The following is a 24,574-nucleotide window of genomic DNA, read 5'->3' as shown; positions in this document are numbered from 1 at the left end:
CCGGGCGGGAATATCGCCGCGCGCCGGACGGCAACATCTGCATCGACATGGAAGGGTTTAGTCTATGGGTCGAGGGAGGCCAGGCACCGGCGTACAGGCGCTGAGCTCGAACATCCGGGTTCGTTTCACCTGGGCGGGCCGGAGATGCAGCGAATATCTCGACCTCGCCCCGACGCCCGCCAACATCAAGGCGGCCGAGCGTCTGATGGCGCGGCTGCACCATGAGATCGAATATGATCTCTTCGACTATGCGCGGACGTTTCCCAACTCGGAATTTGCCCGTGCCGAGGCCGAGCGGCAGGCCGAAGCGGAGCAGCAGGCGCTTGCCGAGCGCGAGGCCGAGACCACTTATTTCTGCGACTTCGCGGACAGGTGGCTGGCTAGCCTGACGGTCGAGAAATCCACCTACAGCTGCTACCTGGGCGCAATCGAGGAGGTCTGGAAGCCGCATTTCCGCGATCGTCCGATCGGTTCGATCCGGCCGTCGGAGATCAAGGCGATCGTCGCCGAACTCGCCAAGCGCGTGACCGGCAAGACCGTCAACAACAGTCTGATCCCATTGCGCGGCGTCTTCGCAGCCGCCCTCGACGACGAGATTATCGATCGCGCACCGACACTCAATATCAAAAACCTGAAGCACCAGTCTCCAAAGCCCGATCCGTTTCGTGCCGAGGAGATGGAAGCGATCATCGCGAGCCTCTACGATCGCTACGACCCGCAGGTCGCCCACTGGTACGAGTTCGCGTTCGGCACGGGGCTACGGCCGAGCGAACAGATCGTGGTGCGATGGGGCGACATCGACTGGAATGGCGGGGCGATCCGCATCGAACGCGCGCGGGTGCGCGCGGTGGTCAAGTCCACCAAGACGTCGAGCATCCGCGATGTCGACCTCACCGACCGGACGCTTGGCGTTCTAGACCGCCAGCGGTCGTTCAGCTTCATGAAGGGCGCCGACGCGCCGATCTTCGAAAACCCATCGAGCCGTTTGCCGTGGCCGGACGTGCAGGACCAGCGCAAGCTCTACTTTCATCCGACCCTGCTGCGGCTGGGCCTGCGCAAGCGCGACGCCTACCAGACCCGTCACACCTTCGCGACGCTGGCGCTGATGGCCGGGGTCAATCCGGCCTACATCGCGCGGCAGCTCGGGCACGCCAACACGGCGATGCTATTCAAGCACTATTCGAAGTGGATCGACGGCGCGGATGCGGGTCGCGAGAAGTCGAAGCTCAATGGAGTTTTTGGACCGAAATTGGACCAGAAAGTATCGATTTTGCCCGGAATTTCGCAGCCTTTTGGGGTGCTGGGGAGCACTAAGGTTCTGAGAAATCGGGAGAAGCGCGCTGGTGACCCCTACGGGACTCGAACCCGTGTTTTCGCCGTGAGAGGGCGACGTCCTAGACCGCTAGACGAAGGGGCCGTGAAGCGGAGGCCGGCTCTCTATGGGCGAGCCGGCCCCCCGTCAACACAGAAAATGCAGCTCAGGCCGCGTGGCGTTCCCGCTCCTTCATTTCCTGGTTCACCATGTCGGCGAGCAGGAAGGCGAGCTCCAGCGACTGGCCGGCATTGAGGCGTGGATCGCAGTGCGTGTGGTAACGCGCGGCGAGCCCTTCATCGGTGATCGCGACGGCGCCGCCGGTGCATTCGGTGACGTTCTGGCCTGTCATCTCGACATGGATGCCGCCACCATGCGTGCCCTCGGCGCGATGCACCGCGAAGAAGCCGCGCACCTCGGCCAGGATGCGCTCGAACGGGCGCGTCTTGTAACCGTTGGCGGCCTTCACGACGTTGCCGTGCATCGGATCGCACGACCACACCACCGGTCGTCCCTCGCGCTTCACGGCGCGAACGAGGGCCGGGAGACCCTTCTCGATCTTGTCATGGCCGTAGCGGGTGATCAGCGTGACGTGGCCCGGGGTGCGCGCCGGATCGAGCGTATCGAGCAGGCGCAACAGCACGTCCGGCTCCAGACTCGGGCCGCACTTGATGCCGATCGGGTTGCCGATCCCGCGCAGATATTCGACATGCGCCGAACCTTCGAAGCGGGTGCGGTCGCCGATCCAGATCATGTGCGCCGACGTGTCGTACCATTCGCCCGTCAGCGAATCCTGGCGCGTCATCGCCTGCTCGTAGGGGAGCAGCAGGCCTTCATGGCTGGTGTAGAAGTGCGTGCCCTGAAGCTGCGGCACGGTTTCCGGATCGAGCCCGCAGGCCGACATGAAGTCCAGCGCGTCGCCGATGCGATCGGCGACATGCTGATAGCGCTCCGCCCAGGGCGAGCGACCCATGAAATCGAGCGTCCAGCGGTGGACCTGCACGAGATTGGCGTAGCCACCCTGCGCGAAGGCGCGCAGCAGATTGAGCGTCGCCGCCGACTGGTTGTAGCCGCGGATCATCCGATCAGGATCGGGGCGGCGCGATTCCTCGGTGAAGGCGATATCGTTGACGTTGTCGCCGCGATAGCTGGGCAGCTCGACACCATCGACCGTTTCGGTCGGGGCCGATCGCGGCTTGGCGAACTGGCCCGCCATGCGGCCGACCTTCACCACCGGCAGCTTGGACGCATAGGTGAGTACCACCGCCATCTGCAGGATGACGCGGAAGGTGTCGCGGATATTGTTCGGATGGAACTCGGCAAAGCTCTCGGCGCAGTCACCGCCCTGCAGCAGGAATCCCTTGCCGGCCGCGACCTGGGCCAGATCGGCCGTCAGCGCGCGCGCCTCGCCGGCGAAGACCAGCGGGGGGAACTTGGAAATCTGCGTTTCCGCGGCGGCAAGCGCCTGGCGGTCGGGATAGTCGGGCAGCTGTCGCGCCTCGAAGTTGCGCCAGCTTTCGGGGGCCCATGCGGTGGCCATCGTCTCACTCCTTATCGGGCGCCGTCCATGATCCACGTACGCGCGAAAGGCAATGGATGATCGTCTGAAGGCCCTGACGAGAAATATTGTTCGATGGCATCGAGGATCTTCACCGACGCATCGCCCCGGCCGAAGGGGAACGACGGCCGCGCCATCGCCGCGTGGAGCGCGGGATCGTCAAGCAACCGGCTGGCCTCTACAACGATGCGATCCGTATCGGTGCCGACGAGCAGGAGATTGCCGCTGGCGATACCCTCCGGCCGTTCCGTCACCTCACGCAGCACCAGCACCGGAGTTCCGAGCGCCGGCGCCTCCTCCTGGATGCCGCCGCTGTCGGTCAGGATGAGGCGCGCGTGGGCCATGGCCGTGACAGCATCGCGATAGCGCAGCGCGCCGGTGAGCTTGATCGCGGGATGGTCGCCGAGCAGGCGCTGCACCGTGTCGCCGACGGCGGGATTGGGGTGAACGGGACAGAGAATGTCGACGTCGCCACGATCGGCCAGGCGCAGGGCCGCCGCGCAGATGGCCTCGATACCGGCACCGATGTTTTCGCGGCGGTGACAGGTGAGCAGCAGCAACGCTCGCTTGCCCATCGGCTGTTCGAGTTTCAGGCGCGATCGCATCGCGAGAAGGGCATCGATTCCGGTGTTTCCGGTGATCAGGCAGCGGCCCTTCACGACCTCGCGCTCGAACTCGAGGTTGGCGGCGGATTCCGGCGTCGGCGTGAAGAGCAGATCCGCAAGCCGATCGATCATCACGCGATTGCGCTCCTCCGGCCAGGGTTGATCGAAATCGTGGGAGCGCAGCCCCGCCTCGACGTGGCCGACCGGGATGCCGAACCGATAGGCCGCTAGCGCGCCCGCATAAGCCGAGTTGGTATCCCCCTGCACGAGAACGATGTCGGGCCGCTCCGCCATGAGCAGTGGCTCGAGCGCGTCGGCGAAGCGCGCGATCATGACATCGGGCGAGGGATCGTGGAGCAACGGATCGAGCCGGATGTCCGGCATCAGTCCGAAATCCTCCAGAGCCTCGTCTAACAACGCCTCGTGCTGGCCCGTGGCACAAAGCCGGCAATCCAGATCGGCGCGCGAGGCAGCTGCCAGAAGTATAGGCGCGAGCTTGATCGCTTCCGGTCGCGTTCCGGCAATGCAGAGAATCCTGACAGTCCCCGACAATGCCATGCCTGCCCCCAAGCTGTTGGGGTATCCTGACCAGCAATCAGTCCGGAGTCATGGCAAAATTGGTCTAATACGGATCAATCCGCGAGCAGCGCCCGCCATTCCCACCGAAGCGGGTCTCCGTCCATGATCTCGACGCCGGCCTGCTTGAGTGCGTCGCGCGCGGCATCTGCCGATCCGAAATCCTTCGCCGCGCGGGCTTGCTGCCGCTGATCGAGCAGGGCTTCGACCTCTACATCCGTGACGGCGGCATCGTGCGGGCGCACCGAGAGCGAGCGGCGATCGAGATCGAGCAGCCCCAGACCCAAAGCAAGATCGAAGGTAGCGACCAGACGCAGCTTCTCCGACGCTGCAAGCGAGGAGGTGAGGACCGCATCGAGAACCGGAAGCGCCTGCGGCGTCATGAGATCGCCCGCCAAAGCCTCGTCGAACCGCGCGACGAAGGTGAGGGCATCGCTGGAAAGCCCCTCCTCCAGCGAACGCCGCTGCCAGTCGAGCGGGGCGCCCTTACCGAACGAAGCCTCATGCACGGGGCGCCATGCCGCTTCGTCCAGTGCCGCTTCGAGCTTGAGCGCACCCACCGCCATGACCAGCCGCTTGAGCCGGGTCAGCGCGGCCGCCACCGCATCGAGCGAGAATTCCAACTCGGACCGGTAATGCGCACCGAGGCAGAGCAGGCGATAGGCGAGCGGATGCACGCCCCGCGCGACCAGCGCACCGAGTGTCGCGACGCCGCCCTTGGACTTGGACATCTTCCCCGTCCGATCGACGAGGAAATTGTTGTGCATCCAGATGTTGGCGCCGGTCTTCGCGGTGTCGTTATAGGCCTGGTTCTGCGCGATCTCGTTGCAATGGTGGATCTCGCGATGGTCGATGCCGCCGGTGTGGATATCGAACTGCTCGCCGAGATATTTGAGGCTCATCACCGAACATTCGAGATGCCAGCCCGGCGCGCCCGGCCCCCAGGGAGAGAGCCATTCCATCTGCCGGTTCTCGCCGCTCGCGGACTTTCGCCAGATCGCGAAGTCGGCCGGGTGGCGCTTGCCCTCGACGACCTCGATGCGCCCGACTTCCGGGCCGGCCTGCTGCCCGGCGAGGCGGCCATAGTCCGGCACCTTGGTCACATCGAAATAGAGGCCGCCGTCGAGCTCGTAGGTCGCGCCGCGATCCTCCAGCGACTGCGCGAAGGCGATCATATCCTGAATATGGTCGGTCGCGACGCTCCAGATCGCAGGATCAAGGATGCCGAGCGCCTTCAGGTCGCCCTTGAACAATTGGGTGTAGCGCGCCGCGACATCCCAGATAGTGGTGCCGGCCTTCTGGGCGGCGATTTCCATCTTGTCGTCGCCGGCATCGGCATCGGACGTCAGGTGGCCGACGTCGGTGATGTTGATGACATGCGTGGTCGCATGGCCCTTCCAGTTCAGCACCCGGCGCAGCGTATCGGTGAACACGTAGGCGCGCAGGTTACCGAGATGGGCGGTCGAATAGACGGTCGGCCCGCAACTGTAGAGGCGCACCATCTTCGGGTCGATCGGCTGGAATGCCTCGATCGAACGCGTAAGGCTGTTGAAGAGGGTGAGCGGGGCGCCGGTTTGCGTCATGCCGGCGCCTTAGCCGCTCGCGGCGCCGGCGGAAAGAGCGTCAGCGGGGATCGAACGCACCGTCCTGCTGGAGGACGATGGAGTCGAGACCCCCTTCACGCAGGAAGGCCATGGCCGTGATCAGCGCGGAGAAGGCCGGGCCGACCGCTTCCTCCTCCAGCAGCAGCGCGAGCGTCGCGCGAGCGCGAGGCGGATTGTCCGTCGCGTCCCGGCAGACCTGCAGCAGCACGGCCTCGTCATCACCGATGCAATGGCAGGCGAGCGGCGAGAAGGCGATCTGGCGGTTCGCGCGCCGGTTGAGTTCCGCCAGCATCATGTGGAGGTGCGGCAGCGCGGGCAGGACGCCATGGCGCGCGAAGGCCGGGGCGAGGGCGCCGGGCGGGCAATTCCCTCGCGTCGCGGACTGGATCCAGCCCCGCATCGCCCAGATCATGAAGCGTCCTCCGGGGGCCAATTGCATCACCGGCCGGTCGATCAGATCGTACATGACGCTCTCCTCATCTGCGATTCATTCTCAATAATGCCGCATCCAGTTTGAGGGTCAAGAAAATTGCGAACGGTTCGCAAAACGCTTCGGCGCGCGCCGGCGGCTCTTTGGCGCGAAGGGGACGAAAGATTGCGCCCAGATGAATAACCCCCGGTTGCACTCGACAATTTGTCTCGCCATCTTTCCGCCTCAATCGGAAGGATGCCCGCCATGTTCCAGGATCGCCTGAGCCGGACACCCCTATGCCTGACCCTGCCCGGCCTGGATGGCAGCGGCGCCGATCACTGGCAGACCTGCTGGGAGCAAAATCGCCCGAATATCGAGCGTGTGGAACTCGGCAGCTGGACGCAGCCGTCGCGCAACATGTGGATCGCGCGTCTGGAGCGCGCCATCGCGCAGGCGAGGGGGCCGGTAGTCCTGATCGCGCACAGCCTTTCGTGCCATCTCGTCGCATGGTGGGCCGCTCTGGCGGGCGAGGGCGCCGCGCGGCCGGTGGCGGGGGCGTTGCTGGTCGCGCCGACCGATCTCGACCGGGTGAGCCTCGACCGGCGGATCGCGGAGTTCGCGCCGTCGCCGCGCAGCGTGCTGCCCTTTCCCACCGTCGTCGTGGCCAGCCGCAACGATCCCTGGTGCGAGATGCACCGATCGCGGGAGATGGCCGGGAACTGGCTCGCTGCCTGGTGCGATGCCGGGGAAGCGGGGCATATCAACGCCGCCTCCGGCCTTGGCGAGTGGCGAGACGGCCAGCGGATCCTGGACCGGCTGCTCGATCATGTCTGCGCGCGCGACGCCCGCCGGCTTGACGATGATGCGGTGCGGTTCGAGCCGGAAATGGTCGTCGCCGTGCCCGCCTGATCAGAAAACCGTTCCTTTCTCGGCCCCTATCCGGCATGGGTCGGTCGACGAAAGAGGGGGCAGTCGTGAGGGGAATGGCGTTCGTCGCGACGTTGGGTGTGCTTGCGGGGCTCGCTGGCGCCGCGCAGGCGGAAGAACGCGATCTGTGCGTCGATCGACCGGGGAAGGCGACACCGAGCTGCACGCTCGACCCCGGCCATTTCCAGATCGAGGCTGGCCTGTTCGATTACGCCCACAGCCGCGGTTCCGATACCGTGGAAGACGATTATTCGACCAGCAATCTGCTCTTGGTCTATGGGGTGAATGACAGCCTGGAGGCCCGGATCGGGTGGGACGGATACGGCTGGACCCGCTCGCGCGACCGGATGACCGACGCGATCGGTCATGGTAGCGGGGCCGGCGATCTTACGCTGTCCTTTCGCCAGAACCTCCGTCACCCGGATGACAAGGGAACGGCCCTCGCGATCCAGCCGAGCGTGACGCTTCCCGCAGGCAAGAGCCCGATGGGTGCGGGAACGTGGAGCGCCGGCGTGGTGGTGCCGTTCGGCGCCGATCTGGCCGAAAATTGGCGTCTGACTCTCGACCCCGAGGTGGACGCGGCCGCCGATTCCGATCGCCATGGCAGGCACCTTGCCTACGCGCTTGCGGCCGCCGTCACCCGTTCGATCGGTGAGGCATGGCAATTGAGCGCCGAAGGCTGGGCGATGCGCGACGAGGATCCTTCGGGCCACGAGACGCAGGCCTCGATCGATTTCAGCGCGGCATGGCAGCCGAGCAAGGACCGACAGATCGATCTCTCGGCCTATGTCGGGGCCACCCGCGCGACGCCCCGGATCGAGCTGGTGTTCGGCGTGGCGCAGCGATTCTGAGTAGACGATGAAGACCGGCGACGAGGCACGGATCGACCGGCTCTTTCATCTGCTGATCGGAGTCTATCTGGGCGGCGGCGTGCTGAACTCGGTCGTCAATCTGCTCGTCCCCAGACTGAAGATGACGCTCGGCCTGGATTACGCGCAGGCGCTGTGCGTGCACCTGGCCTATTATTCGAGTTACCTGATCTTCGCCCTTCCGATCGCTTTGTGGTCGGTTCGGCTGGGCTATATGCGCGCCATCGCCATCGGGCTTGCGACGATGGCGGCGGGTTGCCTCTTCTTCGTGCTGGCGCAGGGCGAGCGTAACTTCTCGCTGGTTCTGGCATCTTTGCTGGTGATGTCCTCCGGTGTCACCTTCCTGCAGATTTCGGGAAATGCGGTGACGACGGTCTTCGGCCCATCGACGCGCATGGCATCGCGCTTCACGCTGCTTCAGGCGTTCAACTCGTTCGGCACGGTGATGGGGCCGCTGATCGGTGCATGGTTCCTGCTGGGCGAAGGCGATGCGGCCGCACCGCTGCTGCCGTTCGCCATCGGGGCGGGAGGGCTGATCCTGCTGGCGACGACATTCTGGCTGAATCGCGACATGCTGGTCCAAGCTCGCTCGGGTGGACCGATGCTGCACCGGCTCGGCGCCGTCGGCGGCACAGGACGGATGCGTTTCGGCGCCCTGGCCATCTTCGTCTATGTCGGGGCGGAGGTGACGATCGGTACGCTTGCCGTGAACTACCTGATGCTGCGTGATACCGTGGGACTGTCGGCGGTGCTCGCCGGGCGGTTGATCAGCCTGTATTGGGCGGGCGCCATGATCGGCCGTTTCGTGGGAGCTTTCCTGCTCCGTCGGATCGGCCCGGCGCCGATCCTCCTTGTGGCAAGCACGGGAGCCGTCCTGTTGCTGGCGGTCTCGATCTTCGCGCGGGGCCTGCCGGGCGCGGTGGCGATCTTGGCGATCGGCCTGTGCAACTCGGTGATATTTCCGCTGGTCTACGCGCTCGCCCTGCCGGACGAAGAAGCGGATGCTCCGATCGCCGCGATGGTGCTTTGCATGGCCGTCGTCGGTGGTGCCATCATCCCCGTGGCCACCGGGCTTGTCGCCGATCGCATCGGCCTCGCCCGGTCCTTCTCCGTACCCGTATTGTGTTATTGCGTGATCTTCGCCTTCGCCCGCACACGCCGTCTGGCTATGGGAACCGCATGACCGTCACCATCAAGGATGTCGCCGAAAAAGCCGGGGTCTCCACCAAGACCGTATCACGCGTGATGAATGGCGAAGCCCACGTCCGTCCCGAATTGCGGGATACGGTGATGCGGGTGGTCGAGGAACTGGGCTATCGCCCCAACGCCTTCGCACGCAGTCTGTCGAGCGCGCGATCCTACCTGCTCGGCATGTTCCTCGATGATCCGGCCTGGTCCGGCTATGCGGCGGGTATGCAGCGTGGCGCGCTGATCCGCAGCCGTCAGCGGCATTACCATCTCGTCGTCGAGCCGGTCGACAGCAGGATCGAAGGCTGGGAGATCGATCTGATGCACGGCATCGCCAGCCTGCGGCTGGATGGCGCGATCCTGACGCCGCCGCTCTGCCGCATGGTATCGTTGCTGGAACGGCTGGAGGCGATCAAGCTGCCATACGTCCGTATTTCACCGGGGGAGGACGAGGGGCGCTCGGGCGTCGTCGATATCGACGAGGAAGGCGCCGCCTTCGCGATGACCGATTATCTGCTGCAGCTCGGGCATCGCGACATCGGCTTCATCGAGGGTATTCCCAGCCACGCGGCGACACCCAAGCGCCGGGCCGGTTTCCTGTCCGCCATGCATCGTGCCGGCCTGCCGGTCGACGCGGCCAATATCGTTCCCGGCGATTTCACCTTCCGTGCCGGCATCGAAGGCGGCGAAGCGCTGCTTGGCCGGTCGAAACGCCCTACCGCGATCTTCGCGAGCAATGACGATATGGCGCTCGGCGTGTCGGCGGCCGCTGCCAAGCTCGGCATATCGGTGCCGGGTGACGTCTCGATCGCCGGCTTCGACGACGGCCCGACGGCACGCGTCGCCTGGCCTCCGATCACGACCATCCGTCAGCCGGTCGGTGACATGGCTGCGGCGGCGGTCGATATACTGATCGACCCGGCCTACCGCGAGGCGCCGGCCGATCGGCGTTTCCACCAGCAATTGCCGTATGAGCTGATCGTCCGGGGCAGCACGGCCCCGCCTGCATCGTAAGCGTTCAGGCGATGGTCTCGATCGGGCGGGCGACCGGCGTCGCCGGTTCGGGCAGGGGATCGCGCGCGTCCTTGTAGAAGAAGAGTATCAGCATCCCGGTCGCGATCACGTTCTGGACGAGCGCGTGAAGGCCTGCCCCGTGCAACCCCAGCCACCAGATCAGGAGCGGCAGGAGAGGGTAGAGCGCGAGATTGGTGGCGAGCGTCGCCGTCATCGAACGCTGGGGTTTGCCGAGCGCCGTCAACCCGGAGGTGATCGGCGATGCGATCAGCGCAGCCAGCCGCGCTCCCGCAATGAGAGTCACGATCGCGACGCCGCCCTGGAAGGTGTGTCCACCCAGCATTGGCAGGAGGCGATCGCCCGCGAACCAGAAGGCGAGCACGATCGGCGTCCCGAGCGCGCCCGCCAGCGTCGCGCTGCGCCATACCGTGCGGCGTAGCTGGTCGAAGCGGCGCTTGGCGACGAGATCGGCCAGCACCGCATAGCTCGCCTGCGAGAGCAGGATCGCGGGCTGCTGGAGCAGGGTGGTCGCCCGCTGCGCCAGCGAGAAGAGACCGGCTGCTACCGGACCCAACATCCAGCCGATCGTCAGCGGCGCGAGATTGGGCGCCAGTTCGCGCAAGGTAAGATCGAAGTTGGTCACCAGGATGAAGCGCCCAAAGCCTTCCCCATCCCGCAGCAGTCCGCGCCACGGGCCACGTAGCCGCTGACCCACGGCGAGTTTCCGCCATGCGACGAGGCCGAGCGCCCACATGGCCCCGCCTTCAGCGATCGAGGAGAGCAGCCAGACGAGCAGGAACCCGTCCAGCCCGCCGCCGCACGCCCAGACGATCAGCGTGCCGATCAGGCGGACGCTCGGCGATACCGCCTGATGCAGTCCCACGAGATCGAAACGCCCCGCAATCTGCAGCAGCCCCTGCGGCGTGGCGCGGACATTGGCGAACACGGCGAGACTGTAGGGCACGGCCATGCGCATCGCCTCGGCCGACCATCCGAGCCGCGGGCCGACGAAGGGCACCGCCACCAGCGCGACGACCAACGCCAGGATGCCGAGCATCCCTTCGATCAGCGCCATGAAGCGTACGATCCGCGCCAGTCGCTCCGGATCGCCGGCCTCGACCGCGAGCGCGCCGTATCGCACCACGCCATGGAAACCGGAAAAGGCGATCAGACTGCCCAGGAACACGACATAGCCGTTCACGAGGACCAGCTCGCCATAATCGTGAACGCCCAGCGTGCGGGCGACGATCACGAGATAGACGAGGCTCATGAGCCCTGCCGCTGCCTTGCCCCCAAGCAGGTGCGCAAGATTGGCGAGCACGCGTTTCAGGGCTGATTCGGCTTGCATTTTCCGTTCGGTGATCTAGCCGCACACCCTCCGCGTCGAGGCGCCGGTCTGTCGGTCGGCCACGCATTATCCCCATTCCGTGCGAAATGCACGTCGGTCCGTGTCATCAAAGATTCCATGAGCGTCTTTTAATGGGCAGGACAGGCTGCGGGTCGGTCGGCTCGGCTACGTCTCATACATACAGATGCATCTACGCACGGCGGCTATGAAGATCGGTTTCCTCTTCAATCACGACCAGATCCATCAGGTCGCTCATTCGCTGCCAATCGCGATGGCGCTGGCGCTGCAGGCGCCTTCGCAGGACATCGTGATCGCGACGACGAGCCGCCGGCTGACCGACGAGGTGCGCCGGCACCTGACGGCCGCCGGGATGGATATCCCGATCAAGCAACTCGGTTTGCGCACCCGTCTCACCCGTTTCGCCGCCCGGCATCTGGAGGCCGTGCTGCCGGTCTCGAAGGTCGGAATCTACCGCGACAATCTCGATTTCTTCGGCTCGCTGGACGCGCTGGTGGTAGCCGAGAAGACTTCGCTGCTGCTGAAGACCCGGTACGGGCTGGACGGGCTTCGCCTGATCCACACGCGACACGGCGCGGGCGATCGTGCCATCGGCTTCAACAAGAGCAGCGCGGGTTTCGATCACGTGCTGGTGTCCGGCCCGAAGATTCGCGAGCGGCTGATACAGGAAGCGGGCGTCGCGCCGGAACGGCTGTCGACCGTCGGCTATCCGAAGTTCGACCTGATGCCGGCGGTGCCGCCACGTCTGCCCATGCAGGCGAACGGCAAGCCGACGGTACTCTACAATCCGCACGTCTCGCCGCATCTGTCGTCCTGGTATCGCCACGGGCGCGCGGTACTCGAACATTTCCTGCACGACGATCGCTACAATCTGATCTTCGCGCCGCACGTGATGCTGTTCCACCGGCGCTTCGTGCTGACGATCGACAAGCTGCGGGTGGATCGCCCAGGCCTGATCGATCAGCAGGTGCTCGATGCACCGAACATCCACGTCGATCTTGGCAGCCGCGCCTGCACCGACATGACCTACACGGCGGCGGCCGACATCTATCTCGGTGACGTGAGCAGCCAGATCTACGAATTCCTCTACCGCCCGCGCCCCTGCCTGTTCCTCAACAGCCACGGCGTCGAATGGCAGGGCGACGCGAACTATGCCCATTGGCGGACGGGTCCGGTGATCGAGAATCCGGAGAACCTTGGCGCGGCGCTGGATCGCGCCGTGGCAAGCCATGCGGACTATCTTCCGGTTCAGCGCGAGCTGTTCGGCCGCAGTTTCGATCTGACGGATCAGCCTTCGGCGTCGCGCGCGGCCGATGCGGTGCTTTCGGCGCTGGAGCGTCCGACCGTCCGCTCGGTCGTTCCGTTGCGCCCCGCAGCGGCACGCCCCGTCGATCAGTCGAGCGTCGTCGCCGCCTGATCTTGCCCATCGCGAAAAGGCGTGAGAGGGAGGCGCCATGCCGCTCGCGAAGGATATCTGGCGCCCGCTGATCGTCGAGGCGCCGATCGAGGCGGTGCTGCGGGCGGGGACCGTGGACGGCTTCGCATGTCGCTGGTTGCCGGCGGAGGGGTATCTCCGCTTCCTCGCCGATCCGTTCGGGATCGAGCGGGACGGCCGGCGCCACATCTTCGTCGAGCATTACGACTATCGCACCCGGCACGGCACGATCGAGTGTCTGGTGATGACGCGCGACGGGAGCCTGCTCGATCTGCGCCCCGTACTTACCGAGCCGTGGCACCTGTCCTACCCGTTCGTGCTCGAGGCGGAGGGCGAGACATATATGCTCCCCGAGGCCTATCGATCCGGTCGGCTCACCTTGTACCGGGCTGCCGAATTTCCATGGCGGTGGGAACCCGTCGGCGCGCTGCCGCTCGGCCATGTCGCGATCGATGCGACGCCGGTCTTCCATGACGGCCTGTGGTGGCTGTTCTATTCGGCCGCCGACGGCGGCGAGCGCAGCAAGACCGGCGCCTTGTTCGCAGCCTGGGCCGAGCGGATCGACGGGCCATGGACATCCCATGCGCGGAACCCGGTCCGGATCGGCACCGACGGCAGCAGGCCGGGCGGGACTCCGGTGGTGCTTGACGGTGCGCTCGTCATTCCCGTGCAGGATTGCAGCCGGACCTATGGCGGCGCGATCCGGCCTTTGACCGTCCACAGGCTGACGCCAGACCTGTTCGACGCCGAACTCGGCGAACCACTCGCCATGCCCCGCAGTTTCGCGCCGTTCGATGCGGGGCTGCACACGCTCTCCGCAATCGGCGACGCGACGCTGATCGACGTGAAGCGCAAGCTGCTGTCTCCCCGCAGCCTGGCGGTGCTGGCAAGGCGCGAGCTGGCGAAGCTCTAGAAGCGCCGCATCCGCTCGACGATCGCAGACCCCGCCTCACGGAAGCGATCCGATGAAAAGCGATCGAGGACGTCACTGCGGGCCTGGGTGCCGAGTATCGCAAGGCGGTCGGAGTGCGCGAGCAGTTCGGCCAATGCCGTCGCCAGCGCTGCGGCATCGCCAGGTGGCACGGTCAGTCCGTTGCGGCCGGCGGTGACGGAATAGGGCAATTGGCCGACCGTGCTGGCGATCACCGGCAGCCCCGCCTGCATCGCCTCATGCGCGCCAACGCACAGCCCCTCCGAACGGGAAGGCTGGACGTAGAGGTGCAGCCCGGCGAGGAAATCGCGCGGGTTCGCCGAATAGCCGGCAAAGTTGATCGCGACACCCGCGGCATCGGCGCGCTGCTGAAGATTGTCGCGCTCGGCCCCTTCGCCGGCGATGACGACCTGCAGGGCTGGCAAGCCGCCCGGAAGCTGGGCCAGTGCATCGATCAGCACGTCATAACCCTTGACCGGATGGAGGCGGCCGAGGCTGCCGATCCGTACGGGTTCGCCGGGGTTCCACCCCCTCGCGGTCGGAGCGGCGGGATCGGCGCGGAAGATCGGCCACTGGACGAGTCTGCCGGGCGGCACCTTGAGCCGCTCGGCGGTCAGCTTCGTCACCGCATCCGAATCCCCAACCCATAGGCGGGAGAGGGGTTGGAGCAGACGCAGCAGCCGCCGGTTAGCAGGCTTGAGGTAGGCGGCATGTTGCCAACTGACCACGGGGATGCGGCGGCGCAGACCAACCATCTGGCCAAGCAGCGTCGCGCGGGTGAGCGACGTCCAGATATGCGTCGGCCGATCCTGAGCCATGCGCTCGTCGAGCCAGCCCAGCGCGGCGAGATGATCCTTCTCGCCACCGTCGCGTACGATGACCTCCAGCCCGGCCGCCTCCATCGGCGGGATCGCGCGGCCATCCCGGCGCGTGAGGGCATAGATGCGAACCTCCGCGCCGCAGCCGCGCAAAACCTCGGCGATCGAAGGGACCGGCAAGGCTGCGCCACCGCCTTCGACGGAATTGATGACATAGGCGATCCGCATCATGCGACCTCGCGCCGACTGGCGAGCACCGACCGGAAGCTATCCAGATAGGCCTTCGCGCCCGCACCGATGCGATAGCCATCGACGATGCCGGCAAGGTGGTGGGGATCCGGGGCGGGGCGATCGAGCAAGGCACGCATGGCATTGCGGAGCGAGCCGACATCCTCGATCGGCACGACGATGCCGCTTTCCGGATCGCCCAGCACATCCTCGACCGCCGGCGTCGAGGCGGTCGCGACGACAGGGCGGCCGGCGCCCAGCGCCTCCACGATCACCGCCCCGTACCCCTCGAACCGCGACGCCATCACGAACAGCCGTGCCTCGTCGAGCAGCGGGGCGATGTCCGGCACGAAGCCGGCGAGTTCGACCCTGCCGCCCAGCTTTCGGGCCGCGATCCGGCCGGCCAGTGCGGCTTCCTCCGGGCCGCTGCCGGCAATCACCAATCGAGCCTCCGGATCGTCGAGATCGGCGAAGGCGTCGATCAGCAGGTCGAAGCCCTTCTGATGGATCAGTCGTCCCGCAGCGAGGATGGTCTTTCCCGATCCAGCCCTGACGGGGCGCTCGTCATCGAGGGCGGGGAGGGGGATCGCGGTTGCGACCGCCCGCCCCATGATGCTGTCCGCCTGCGCCCGATGCAGCGGCCCCATCGCGATCAGTGCATCGGCGTCGCGTAGCAGGCGACGCATCCGCCGCTCGAACGCGAACTGACGAAGGAAACCGCGGGGCTTCATCCGCAGCGGCGAACTGATCTGCACGAGTACCGGCGGGCGATGAGGAATACGGGCGAGCGCCGGGACGATTTCCCAATGGAAATTGCCGGGGACGAACAGGCCGTCGACGGGATTGTGGGTGAAGAATACCGCCGCCGCCGTGCCCAGCCGCTTGCGTGATCCACGTCCTCTCGGGATAGGCGGCTCGGCAAGGACCAGTCGTGCTCCCGTCGGAACAAGCGCGCGCAGGGGTCCGCGATCTTCTCCAACGAAGATCGTGACCGCGACGCCGCGCTCGATCCATGCGTGCGCCAGCCGCAGCGCGATGCGCTCGGTGCCGCCGAGCGGGAAATCGTGCAGGACGATGCCGATCGATCTTATGGCGGGCGGAGCGGAGGCGGTCATGGACGCGCGGTTAGCATTGCCCGAACATGGCGGCAAAGCCGAGATCGGGCACCATCATCAGGCCGCATCATCAGGCCGCGCGGGTCGCGATCTGGTCGGCAGGTCGAAGAAGATCGATGAAGCGCAGTGCCGTTGCGCTCGCTCCTTCGCTGCGATGGAGCAGCCACATCGAACTGAGCGCGGTCTCCCCGCTCAGCTCGCGATAGTGGAGTGTATCGACTTCCAACCGCCGCAGCGAACCCGGCAGAATCGAAATTCCGAACCCCGCGGAAACGAGGCCGAGCAGGGTCGACATCTCGTGGGTTTCCTGCACCAGCCGGGGGCGATGGCCGATGCTACCGAACAGCTTGCGAAGATCGTCGAGGAAACCCTCCCGATCATAGGGGTAATGGACCATGGGCTCGCCGGCCAGTTCGGCGACGTCGACCGGCCCCGCACAGGCCGAAAGTCGATGCCCCTTGCGCATGGCGACATACATCCTGTCGGTGATGAGGCAGGTGCTCGTCACGCTTTCGGGCAGGATCGGCTTTGCGCGAGATCGCACGAAACCAAGATCGAGGCCGCCATTCTCGACCGCATCGCGCTGGGCATCGATCGATAATTCCTTGAAGATGAGATGCACGTCGGGATGCTGGTGGTGAAAGGTGCTGATCGCGTCGGCCACCATCTCGACATACAGCGTCGATGCGGAGAGGCCGATGGATAGCTCGCCCACCTCGCCGGTGGCGGCGCGCCGGGTGACGCGGACGGCGTGATCCGCCTGCGCCAATGTCGCCTTCGCTTCTTCGAGAAACAGCCGCCCGGCGGTGGTCAGCCGCACCTTCCGGCTCGATCGTTCGAAAAGTTGCACACCCAGTTCCGTTTCAAGCAATCGGATCTGCTGGCTGAGTGGTGGCTGCGAGATGCCTAATGCCTCGGCGGCGCGGCCGAAATGCAGCTCGCTGGCGACCTTCACGAAGTAGCGGAGGTGACGGAGTTCCATGATCGATAGCTTATACGTCTCGATCCGTTGCAAATCCATACTGGACTAGCAATGACAGCGGGAGCAATGGCGGTGGCGTCCGGACCTTGTGCCCCCGTCATCCCCCCTCGGCGGTGCGGGCATGGGGTTCGGCGCCTGTCTTTCGGCTGCCTTCCCGGCCGCCTCCCGGAGTAGCGCAGCACGATGAACGGGATCGTCCGGATCGCCCTTGCCAGGCCGTTGACCTTCATCGTTATGGCGATCCTGATCGCCATCGGCGGTGTTCTCCAGGCGGCCCGCACCCCAGTCGACATCTTCCCGAACATCGGCGTGCCCGTGATCGCGACGGCGTGGCAATATACCGGCCTGTCGCCGGATGACATGTCCGGCCGCATCATCACGCCGTTCGAGCGCGTGCTGACGACCACCGTCAACGACATCGAGCATATCGAGAGCAACTCGATGAACGGCATCGGCGTCGTGAAGATCTTCTTCCAGCCGGGCGCCGATATCCGCACCGCGACCGCGCAGGTTACCTCCGTGTCGCAGACGGTGCTGAAGCAGATGCCGCCGGGCGTCACTCCGCCGCTGATCCTGAACTACAACGCGTCGACCGTGCCGATCCTGCAGCTGGCGATCTCCGGCAACGGCCTGTCCGAAAAGACGCTGTTCGATCTGGGGCAGAACCAGATCCGCCCGGCGCTCGTCACCATTCCCGGCGCGGCCATGCCGTATCCGTCGGGCGGCAAGCAACGTCAGGTGCAGATCGATCTCGATCCGCAGGCGCTCCAGTCCAAGGGGCTTTCGGCGCAGGACGTCGGTAACGCGATCGCGGCGCAGCAGCAGATCAATCCGGTCGGCTTCGCCAAGATCGGTGAGTTCCAATACAATATCGCGCTGAACAACTCGCCGGATTCGATTGACGCGTTCAACGACCTGCCGGTCAAAACGGTCAACGGTGCCACCATCTACATGCGCGACGTGGCCCACGTCCGCGATGGCTTCGCGCCGCAGCAGAACGTCGTCCACGTCGACGGCACCCGATCGGTGCTGCTGACCGTGCTGAAGAACGGCAAGGCCTCGACGCTGTCCATCGTCCAGGGCGTGAAGGACAAGATCCCGAGCATCGCCGCGACGTTGCCGCCGCAGCTCAAGATCCAGCCGATCGGCGATCAGTCACTGTTCGTGCGCGCCGCGATTTCGGGCGTCATCAAGGAAGGCGCCATTGCCGCCGCGCTGACCTCGATCATGATCCTGCTGTTCCTCGGATCATGGCGCTCGACGGTGATCATCGCGATCTCGATCCCGCTCGCCATCCTGTTCGCGATCATCTTCCTGGGCATGACGGGCAACACGCTCAACATCATGACGCTGGGCGGCCTCAGCCTCGCGGTCGGCATCCTGGTCGACGATGCGACGGTGACGATCGAGAACATCAACTGGCATCTCGAGCAGGGGAAGGGCGTCGTCCAGTCGATCCTCGACGGCGCGGCGCAGATCGTGACGCCGGCCTTCGTCTCGCTGCTGTGCATCTGCATCGTGTTCGTGCCGATGTTCTTCCTGCCCGGCGTGGCCGGCTTCCTGTTCGTGCCGCTGGCCCTGGCCGTGGTCTTCGCGATGATCGGATCGTTCATCCTGTCGCGTACGCTGGTGCCGACGATGGCAATGTATCTGCTGAAGCCGCACGATGCCGCGCACGAACATGCGCGTGCACAGACGAGCCGGAATCCGCTGGTCAATTTTCAGCGCGGGTTCGAGGCTCGCTTCGAGAAGGTGCGCCATGGTTATGGCGGGTTGTTGCAGAGGGCGCTTGGTGCCCGCAAGCCGTTCGCAATCGGCTTCCTGGTCATCGTCGTGCTGTCGTTCCTGTTGGTGCCGTTCCTCGGCCGCAACTTCTTCCCGACGGTGGATGCCGGGCAGATCACGCTGCACGTCCGTGCGCCGGTCGGCTCGCGCATCGAGGACACGGCAGCCGAGTTCGACCGGATCGAGCGCAAGATCCGCCAGATCATCCCGCCCAATGAGCTCGTCACGGTGGTCGACAACATGGGCCTGCCCGTGTCGAGCATCAACACGACCTACAACAATTCCGGCACGGTCGGCCCGCAGGACGGCGACATTCTGATCACGCTCGGCGAGGATCACCATCCGACCGCGGACTATGTGAAAACGATGCGCGAGCAGTTGCCCCGCGCCTTCCCCGGAACCGACTTCGCGTTCCTGCCGGCCGACATCACCAGCCAGATCCTGAACTTCGGTTCGCCCGCGCCGATCGATATCCAGATCAGCGGCAAGAAGGCCGATCAGAACATGGCGTTCGCCCAGCAGATCCTGAAGGGGCTGAAAGCCATACCCGGCGCGGCGGACGGGCGCATCCAGCAGTCGGCCAGCTATCCGACGCTCAAGGTGATCGCCGACCGTTCACGGATCGGGCAATACGGGCTGACCGAGAAGGACGTCACCACGTCGGTCGCAAACGCGCTGGCCGGTACTTCGCAGACGGCACCGGTCTACTTCGTGAACCCGGAAAACGGCGTGCAATATACCGTCGTCGCGCAGGCACCGGAATATCGCATCCGGTCGATGAACGAGCTGAACAACATCCCGGTCACGGGCGCGAATACGAATGCAGCGCCCCAGATCCTTGGCGGTGTCGCCAATATCCAGCGCAGCGCGAGCAGCACCGTCGTTACCCACTACAACATCCAGCCGACCGTCGACATCTACGCGACGCCGGCGGATCGCGACCTGGGCGCGGTGGCGGGCGACATCAACGCCATGATCAAGAAGATGAAGGCGCCCAAGGGCGTGACGGTCACCATGCGCGGCCAGTATGCGACGATGAACACCGCCTTCAGCGGCCTGTTCTTCGGCCTGCTCGGTGCGATCGTGCTGATCTACCTGTTGATCGTGGTGAACTTCCAGAGCTGGCTCGATCCGTTCGTGATCATCACGGCGCTGCCCGGCGCCGTCGCCGGCATCGTCTGGATGCTCTTCCTCACCGGTACGCAGCTTTCGGTGCCCGCGCTGATCGGATCGATCATGTGCATGGGCGTGGCGACCGCCAACTCGATCCTCGTGATCAGCTTCGCCCGCGAGAAGCTGGAGGAGTTGGGCGACGCCACCAAGGCGGCCTTCGAGGCGGGCATGACCCGTTTCCGGCCGGTTCTGATGACCGCGCTCGCCATGATCATCGGTATGCTGCCGATGGCCATGGGGCTGGGCGAAGGCGGCGAGCAGAATGCTCCGCTCGGCCGCGCCGTGATCGGCGGCCTGATGGTCGCCACCTTTGCAACGCTTATGTTCGTGCCCGTCGTGTTCAGCGTCGCCCACCGCAAGGGGCGCCCGGACCACAGCGTCGCCGACCGCCTGGAGGAAGCCCATGCATGACGTGACCACCCATGACGGGGAGGCGCCGTCGGTGGACAACGGTACGCTGAAGAAGATCGGCATCATCGCGCTGATCGTCGCGATGCTGGCGGTGGCCTGGGGCATCTTCTCGCGCCATCGTTCGGAAAACGCGCTGAAGGACTGGACGCAGGATCAGTCGGTTTCCACCGTATCGGTCGCGCTGCCCACGGCGATGGATGCGGGCAATGCGCTGGTGCTGCCCGGCAATGTGCAGGCGTTCAACTCCGCTCCGCTTTACGCCCGGACGAACGGCTACGTCAGCAAGTGGTTCGTTGATATCGGTTCTCCGGTGAAGGCCGGGCAGGTGATGGCGGTAATCGATACGCCGGACGTCGACCAGCAGCTCGCCGCCGCGCGCGCCGATCTCCAGACCGCCAAGGCCAACGAGGCGCTTGCCTCTACGACATCGGCGCGTTGGGCCACGCTTCTCCAGAAGGATGCCGTCTCCAAGCAGGAAGCCGACGAGAAATCGGGTGACTTCGCTGCCAAGCGTGCGGTCACCAATGCCGCCGCGGCGAACGTGAGCCGTCTACAGGCGCTGCAGGGATTCTCGCGCATCGTCGCTCCGTTCGGTGGCGTCGTGACGAGCCGGTCGACGCAGATCGGCCAGCTCGTTACTGCCGGGGCCAGCAACGCCCAGCCGCTGTTCACCGTCTCCGATGTCAGCAAGATGCGTATCTATGTTCGGGTGCCGCAAGCCTATTCCGCCGAGCTGCACCCCGGCCTGCACGCCACGCTGACGCTGCCGGAATATCCTGGTCGCACCTTCGATGCGGTGATGACGCGCACGGCGGATGCTGTGGATCAGCAGTCCGGCACGGTGCTTGTGGAGCTACAGGCCACCAATGGTGACGGCGCGTTGAAGCCCGGCGCATACGCGCAGGTCCGCTTCCCGATCACCGGCACCTCCGGCTCGGTCGTGGTGCCGGCCAGCGCCATCCTCTATCGCAGTGATGGCACGCTGGTCGCAACGGTCGGTCCGAACAACAAGGCGGTTGTTCACCAGATCAAGATCGGCCGCGACATGGGCGACACGCTGGAGGTGACATCCGGTCTGACCAAGACCGACCGGATCATCGTCAGCCCGCCGGATTCGATCGAGACCGGCGATCCCGTGAAGGTCATGCAGCCGCAGCAGGGTGGCGCCGATGCGAAGCAGTAAGCCGGCGCTCGCCGCCGCGCTGCTTGCGACGTCCGGATCCTTGCTGGCCGGATGTTCGCTGGCGCCCGATTATCATCGCCCGCAGGTGGCGGCGACCTCCACCTACAAGGAGGTGCCGACCGGCTGGAGCGTCGCCGCGCCCGCCGCCGACGCTCCGCCCGCCGCGTGGTGGCAGGCGGTCGGCGACCCGGTGCTGACGGATCTCGAAGGCCGGATCGAAAAGGGCAGCCCCTCGCTCGCCGCAGCGGTCGCGCGCTATGACGAGGCGGTTGGATCGCTGCATGCGGCCAATGCGGATCTCTACCCCACGATCGGAGTGAGCGGAGATGCGGAGCGCGAGCGCTACGCCAGGAACCGCCCGCTGAGCAGTGGCAAGACGGTTACGCAGAATGCCTATGAGGTAGGTGCGTCGCTGAACTGGGAGATCGATCTGTTCGGTCGCATCCGCAACCAGGTGAAGGCGAGCAAAGGCGAGGCGCAGGCCAGCGCCGCGGACCTCGCCGGGGTGCGGCTGGGTCTCCAGACCAGTCTTGCCACCGCATATTTCCAGATGCGCGGTCTCGATGCCCGCGAGGGGCTTCTTCGCCAGACCGTGGAGGCCTATCAGCGCGCTTATGAGCTGACCGACGTACGTCATTCGGGCGGCATCGCGTCCGGCCTCGACACGTCGCGCGCGCGGGCGCAGCTCGCCTCGGCCAAGGCGGAACTGGCGAGCCTGCCTTCGCAACGTGCCGCCTATGAGACCGCGATCGCGGTGCTGGTCGGCGAGAGTCCCTCCAGCTTCTCGCTGGCGCCGGATACCCGCCAGTCGGCACCGCCCGCCTTCCCGACCGGCACGCCGTCGACCCTGCTCCAGCGCCGGCCCGACATCGATGCGGCCGAACGCCGTGTCTATGCCGCCAACGCGCGGATCGGCGTGGCGCGCGCGGCCTTCTTCCCGGCGATCTCGCTGGGCGGGGCGGGGGGCTTCGAGACGACCGGGCCGAACCTGTTCGGCACCGCCAGCAGCTTCTGGGCGCTCGGCCCGGCAGCGGCGGCGCTCACCATCTTCGACGGCGGCAAGCGCGCCGCGCAGGTGCGGGTCGCGCGGGCCGAATTCAACGAGGCGTCGGCAACCTACAAGCAGACCGTGCTCACCGCGTTCAAGGAAGTGGAAGACGACCTTGCCACCGGCCGCGATCTGGTGACGCAGGAGCGCAACCAGCGCGACGCCGCGCAGGCCAGCGAGACGACGCGCGACTTGGCGCTGACCCGCTACCGTGACGGCGCGTCCGACTATCTGGAGGTGGTGACCGCGCAGACCGCCGCGCTCGATGCCGAGCGGGCGCTGCTCGACCTGCATACCCGCCAGCTCACCACGTCGGTGGATACGGTGCGGGCGCTGGTCGGGATCGCGCAGCCCTGATCGACCCGCAACTGTCACATCGCTTGGTTAACGTGCCGCCCGATATCGAGCGGAGTATCGAGCGATGGCGACGATTGCGGGTGACGTCGGGGGCGTGCAGCGCCCCGATCTCGACAAGGGGCTAGGCCTGGCCGGCGCGACGGGTTTCGGCGCGGCGGTGCTCGCGGCGATTCTGTTCGTGGCCTGGTCGGTCTACAACGACTCGGCGCAAGCGGGCGTGCACGCCCGCGCGCTGTTGCCCTTCTTCCTGCTCTTCATCGCGCTGCTGATCGCGCTGGGCTTCGAGTTCGTCAACGGCTTCCACGATACCGCCAACGCGGTCGCGACCGTCATCTACACCAACTCGATGCCCGCCAATATCGCGGTCGTCTGGTCGGGATTCTTCAATTTTCTCGGCGTGCTGCTCTCCACCGGCGCGGTGGCGTTCGGCATCGTCTCGCTGCTGCCGGTCGAACTGATCCTGCAGGTGGGATCCGACGCCGGCTTTGCCATGGTATTCTCGCTGCTGATCGCGGCGATCATCTGGAACCTCGCGACCTGGTGGTGGGGCATCCCCAATTCCTCCTCGCACACGCTGATCGGATCGATCATCGGCGTCGGCGTCTGCAACGCGCTGCTCCACGGCCGTTCGGGCACGTCGGGCGTGGACTGGGGCCAGGCGACCAAGATCGGCGAGGCGCTGATCTTCTCGCCGCTGCTCGGCTTCTTCCTCTCGGGCCTGCTGTTCCTCGGCATGAAGGTGCTGATCAGGAACAAGAAGCTCTACGAGGAGCCGAAGGACGGCCTGCCGCCGCCCTGGTGGATCCGCGGCCTGCTGGTCTTCACCTGCACCGGCGTCAGCTTCGCGCACGGCTCCAATGACGGCCAGAAGGGCATGGGCCTCATCATGCTGATCCTGATCGGCACGGTGCCGACCGCCTACGCGCTGAACCGCGCGGTGCCGGCGCAGTATGAGCAGCAGTTCCACGCCGGCTCCGCGAAGGTCGAGCAGGTGCTGGCAAGCCATGGCGGCGGTGTGCAGGCTCCCACCGATGCCCGCGCCACGCTGACCGCCTATCTGGAGAACAAGTCGTCCACCCCGCAAACGGTGCCGGCACTCGGCGCGCTGGTCGGGGGCATCGATCGTCAGATCGCCGAATATGGCTCGATCCGCCAGGTTCCGGCGGCTGCCTCCAAGAACGTCCGCAACGACATGTATCTCGCATCGGAGACGATCAAGCACCTGACCGACGGTGACAGCAACCCGTTCAAGGGCGACGAGGGCAAGGCGCTGAAGGACTATAAGGGCTCGCTCGACAAGGCGACGCGCTTCATCCCGACCTGGGTGAAGATCGCGGTGGCCTTCGCGCTCGGCCTCGGCACGATGGTCGGCTGGAAGCGGATCGTGGTGACGGTCGGCGAGAAGATCGGCAAGACGCATCTCACCTACGCGCAGGGTGCCTCGGCCGAGCTGGTGGCGATGGCGACGATCGGCCTCGCCGACGGCTTCGGCATGCCGGTGTCGACCACCCACGTGCTGTCGTCCGGCGTGGCGGGGACAATGGCGGCCAACGGGTCCGGCCTGCAGATGTCGACCCTCCGCAACATGGTCGCCGCCTGGGTGGTCACCTTGCCGGTCGCCATGCTGCTGTCCGGTACGCTATACCTCATCCTGTCGCAGGTGATCTGAAGGACAGG

The 24,574-nt window shown here is 65.8% G+C and carries 18 protein-coding genes, 1 tRNA gene and 1 pseudogene; 11 read left to right on the top strand and 9 right to left on the bottom strand.

Annotated elements, in window-relative coordinates; translation table 11 throughout:
* Positions 1-64: 64 nt before the first annotated feature.
* Positions 65-1,123, top strand: a pseudogene (locus tag QGN17_RS20900) (Arm DNA-binding domain-containing protein); the annotation flags it as partial.
* A gap of 218 nt (positions 1,124-1,341) precedes the next feature.
* Here QGN17_RS20900 and QGN17_RS05025 read toward each other — a convergent pair.
* The 5 genes from QGN17_RS05025 to QGN17_RS05005 all read right to left on the bottom strand — a co-directional run bounded on the left by QGN17_RS05025 (position 1,342) and on the right by QGN17_RS05005 (position 6,121).
* Positions 1,342-1,417 (bottom strand) — tRNA-Glu (locus QGN17_RS05025).
* Between the two features lie 61 nt (positions 1,418-1,478).
* The gene (locus tag QGN17_RS05020) at positions 1,479-2,852 is read right to left on the bottom strand and encodes a class II 3-deoxy-7-phosphoheptulonate synthase (RefSeq protein ID WP_281043404.1); all 1,374 of its coding nucleotides are present in this window, start codon (positions 2,850-2,852) and stop codon (positions 1,479-1,481) included.
* Between the two features lie 11 nt (positions 2,853-2,863).
* A complete protein-coding gene (wecB, locus tag QGN17_RS05015; protein WP_281043403.1) occupies positions 2,864-4,033 on the bottom strand; it encodes a non-hydrolyzing UDP-N-acetylglucosamine 2-epimerase in 1,170 nt (389 codons plus the stop codon).
* A gap of 74 nt (positions 4,034-4,107) precedes the next feature.
* The gene (gene cysS / locus QGN17_RS05010; RefSeq protein WP_281043402.1) at positions 4,108-5,634 is read right to left on the bottom strand and encodes a cysteine--tRNA ligase; all 1,527 of its coding nucleotides are present in this window, start codon (positions 5,632-5,634) and stop codon (positions 4,108-4,110) included.
* Positions 5,635-5,674: 40 nt separating this feature from the next.
* On the bottom strand, positions 5,675-6,121 hold the full coding sequence (locus tag QGN17_RS05005; protein WP_281043401.1) for a hypothetical protein: 447 nt from the start codon (positions 6,119-6,121) through the stop codon (positions 5,675-5,677).
* Positions 6,122-6,331: 210 nt separating this feature from the next.
* Between QGN17_RS05005 and QGN17_RS05000 the strand changes: the two genes are divergently transcribed.
* The 4 genes from QGN17_RS05000 to QGN17_RS04985 all read left to right on the top strand — a co-directional run bounded on the left by QGN17_RS05000 (position 6,332) and on the right by QGN17_RS04985 (position 10,065).
* Positions 6,332-6,976 (top strand): RBBP9/YdeN family alpha/beta hydrolase, encoded by a 645-nt coding sequence (locus QGN17_RS05000; RefSeq protein WP_281043400.1) that lies wholly within the window; start codon positions 6,332-6,334, stop codon positions 6,974-6,976.
* Positions 6,977-7,050: 74 nt separating this feature from the next.
* Entirely contained in the window at positions 7,051-7,845 is a 795-nt protein-coding gene (locus tag QGN17_RS04995) for a transporter (protein ID WP_281043399.1), read from the top strand.
* Positions 7,846-7,852: 7 nt separating this feature from the next.
* On the top strand, positions 7,853-9,046 hold the full coding sequence (locus QGN17_RS04990) for an MFS transporter (RefSeq protein WP_281043398.1): 1,194 nt from the start codon (positions 7,853-7,855) through the stop codon (positions 9,044-9,046).
* Positions 9,043-10,065: a LacI family DNA-binding transcriptional regulator gene (locus QGN17_RS04985; protein WP_281043397.1), complete on the top strand. Its 1,023-nt coding sequence runs from the start codon at positions 9,043-9,045 to the stop codon at positions 10,063-10,065. Before QGN17_RS04990 ends, QGN17_RS04985 begins: the two co-directional genes overlap by 4 nt.
* A 4-nt stretch (positions 10,066-10,069) precedes the next feature.
* Here QGN17_RS04985 and QGN17_RS04980 read toward each other — a convergent pair whose 3' ends face one another.
* Complete coding sequence (locus QGN17_RS04980) at positions 10,070-11,413, bottom strand: lipopolysaccharide biosynthesis protein (RefSeq protein ID WP_281043396.1); 1,344 nt, start codon at positions 11,411-11,413, stop codon at positions 10,070-10,072.
* Between the two features lie 205 nt (positions 11,414-11,618).
* On the opposite strand from QGN17_RS04980, the gene QGN17_RS04975 reads away from it, so the two are divergent.
* Both QGN17_RS04975 and QGN17_RS04970 read left to right on the top strand, forming a co-directional pair.
* Positions 11,619-12,848 carry a hypothetical protein gene (locus tag QGN17_RS04975; protein ID WP_281043395.1) on the top strand — a complete coding sequence of 410 codons (1,230 nt, stop codon included), beginning with the start codon at positions 11,619-11,621 and terminating at the stop codon, positions 12,846-12,848.
* A gap of 37 nt (positions 12,849-12,885) precedes the next feature.
* Positions 12,886-13,779 carry a glucosamine inositolphosphorylceramide transferase family protein gene (locus tag QGN17_RS04970; RefSeq protein WP_281043394.1) on the top strand — a complete coding sequence of 298 codons (894 nt, stop codon included), beginning with the start codon at positions 12,886-12,888 and terminating at the stop codon, positions 13,777-13,779.
* On the opposite strand, the gene QGN17_RS04965 is transcribed toward QGN17_RS04970, so the two are convergent.
* The 3 genes from QGN17_RS04965 to QGN17_RS04955 form a co-directional block, all read right to left on the bottom strand.
* A complete protein-coding gene (locus tag QGN17_RS04965; protein WP_313790152.1) occupies positions 13,776-14,846 on the bottom strand; it encodes a glycosyltransferase family 4 protein in 1,071 nt (356 codons plus the stop codon). The genes QGN17_RS04970 and QGN17_RS04965 overlap by 4 nt on opposite strands.
* Complete coding sequence (locus tag QGN17_RS04960) at positions 14,843-15,958, bottom strand: glycosyltransferase (protein WP_281043393.1); 1,116 nt, start codon at positions 15,956-15,958, stop codon at positions 14,843-14,845. Before QGN17_RS04960 ends, QGN17_RS04965 begins: the two co-directional genes overlap by 4 nt.
* Positions 15,959-16,028: 70 nt before the next feature.
* Positions 16,029-16,940, bottom strand: a complete 912-nt coding sequence (locus tag QGN17_RS04955; protein WP_281043392.1) for a LysR family transcriptional regulator — start codon at positions 16,938-16,940, stop codon at positions 16,029-16,031.
* Between the two features lie 183 nt (positions 16,941-17,123).
* Between QGN17_RS04955 and QGN17_RS04950 the strand changes: the two genes are divergently transcribed.
* The 4 genes from QGN17_RS04950 to QGN17_RS04935 all read left to right on the top strand — a co-directional run bounded on the left by QGN17_RS04950 (position 17,124) and on the right by QGN17_RS04935 (position 24,566).
* Positions 17,124-20,309: an efflux RND transporter permease subunit gene (locus tag QGN17_RS04950; RefSeq protein ID WP_281043391.1), complete on the top strand. Its 3,186-nt coding sequence runs from the start codon at positions 17,124-17,126 to the stop codon at positions 20,307-20,309.
* Positions 20,302-21,492: an efflux RND transporter periplasmic adaptor subunit gene (locus tag QGN17_RS04945; RefSeq protein WP_281043390.1), complete on the top strand. Its 1,191-nt coding sequence runs from the start codon at positions 20,302-20,304 to the stop codon at positions 21,490-21,492. Before QGN17_RS04950 ends, QGN17_RS04945 begins: the two co-directional genes overlap by 8 nt.
* Entirely contained in the window at positions 21,479-22,897 is a 1,419-nt protein-coding gene (locus tag QGN17_RS04940) for an efflux transporter outer membrane subunit (protein ID WP_281043389.1), read from the top strand. Before QGN17_RS04945 ends, QGN17_RS04940 begins: the two co-directional genes overlap by 14 nt.
* A 64-nt stretch (positions 22,898-22,961) precedes the next feature.
* Positions 22,962-24,566, top strand: a complete 1,605-nt coding sequence (locus QGN17_RS04935; protein WP_281043388.1) for an inorganic phosphate transporter — start codon at positions 22,962-22,964, stop codon at positions 24,564-24,566.
* The last annotated feature ends 8 nt before the right edge of the window (positions 24,567-24,574 follow it).

It is taken from the genome of Sphingomonas oryzagri (assembly GCF_029906645.1).
In the GTDB taxonomy this organism is placed as follows: domain Bacteria; phylum Pseudomonadota; class Alphaproteobacteria; order Sphingomonadales; family Sphingomonadaceae; genus Solisphingomonas; species Solisphingomonas oryzagri.
Note: the sequence above shows the minus strand (reverse complement) of the source record. Positions and strands in the feature narration are given on the sequence as shown.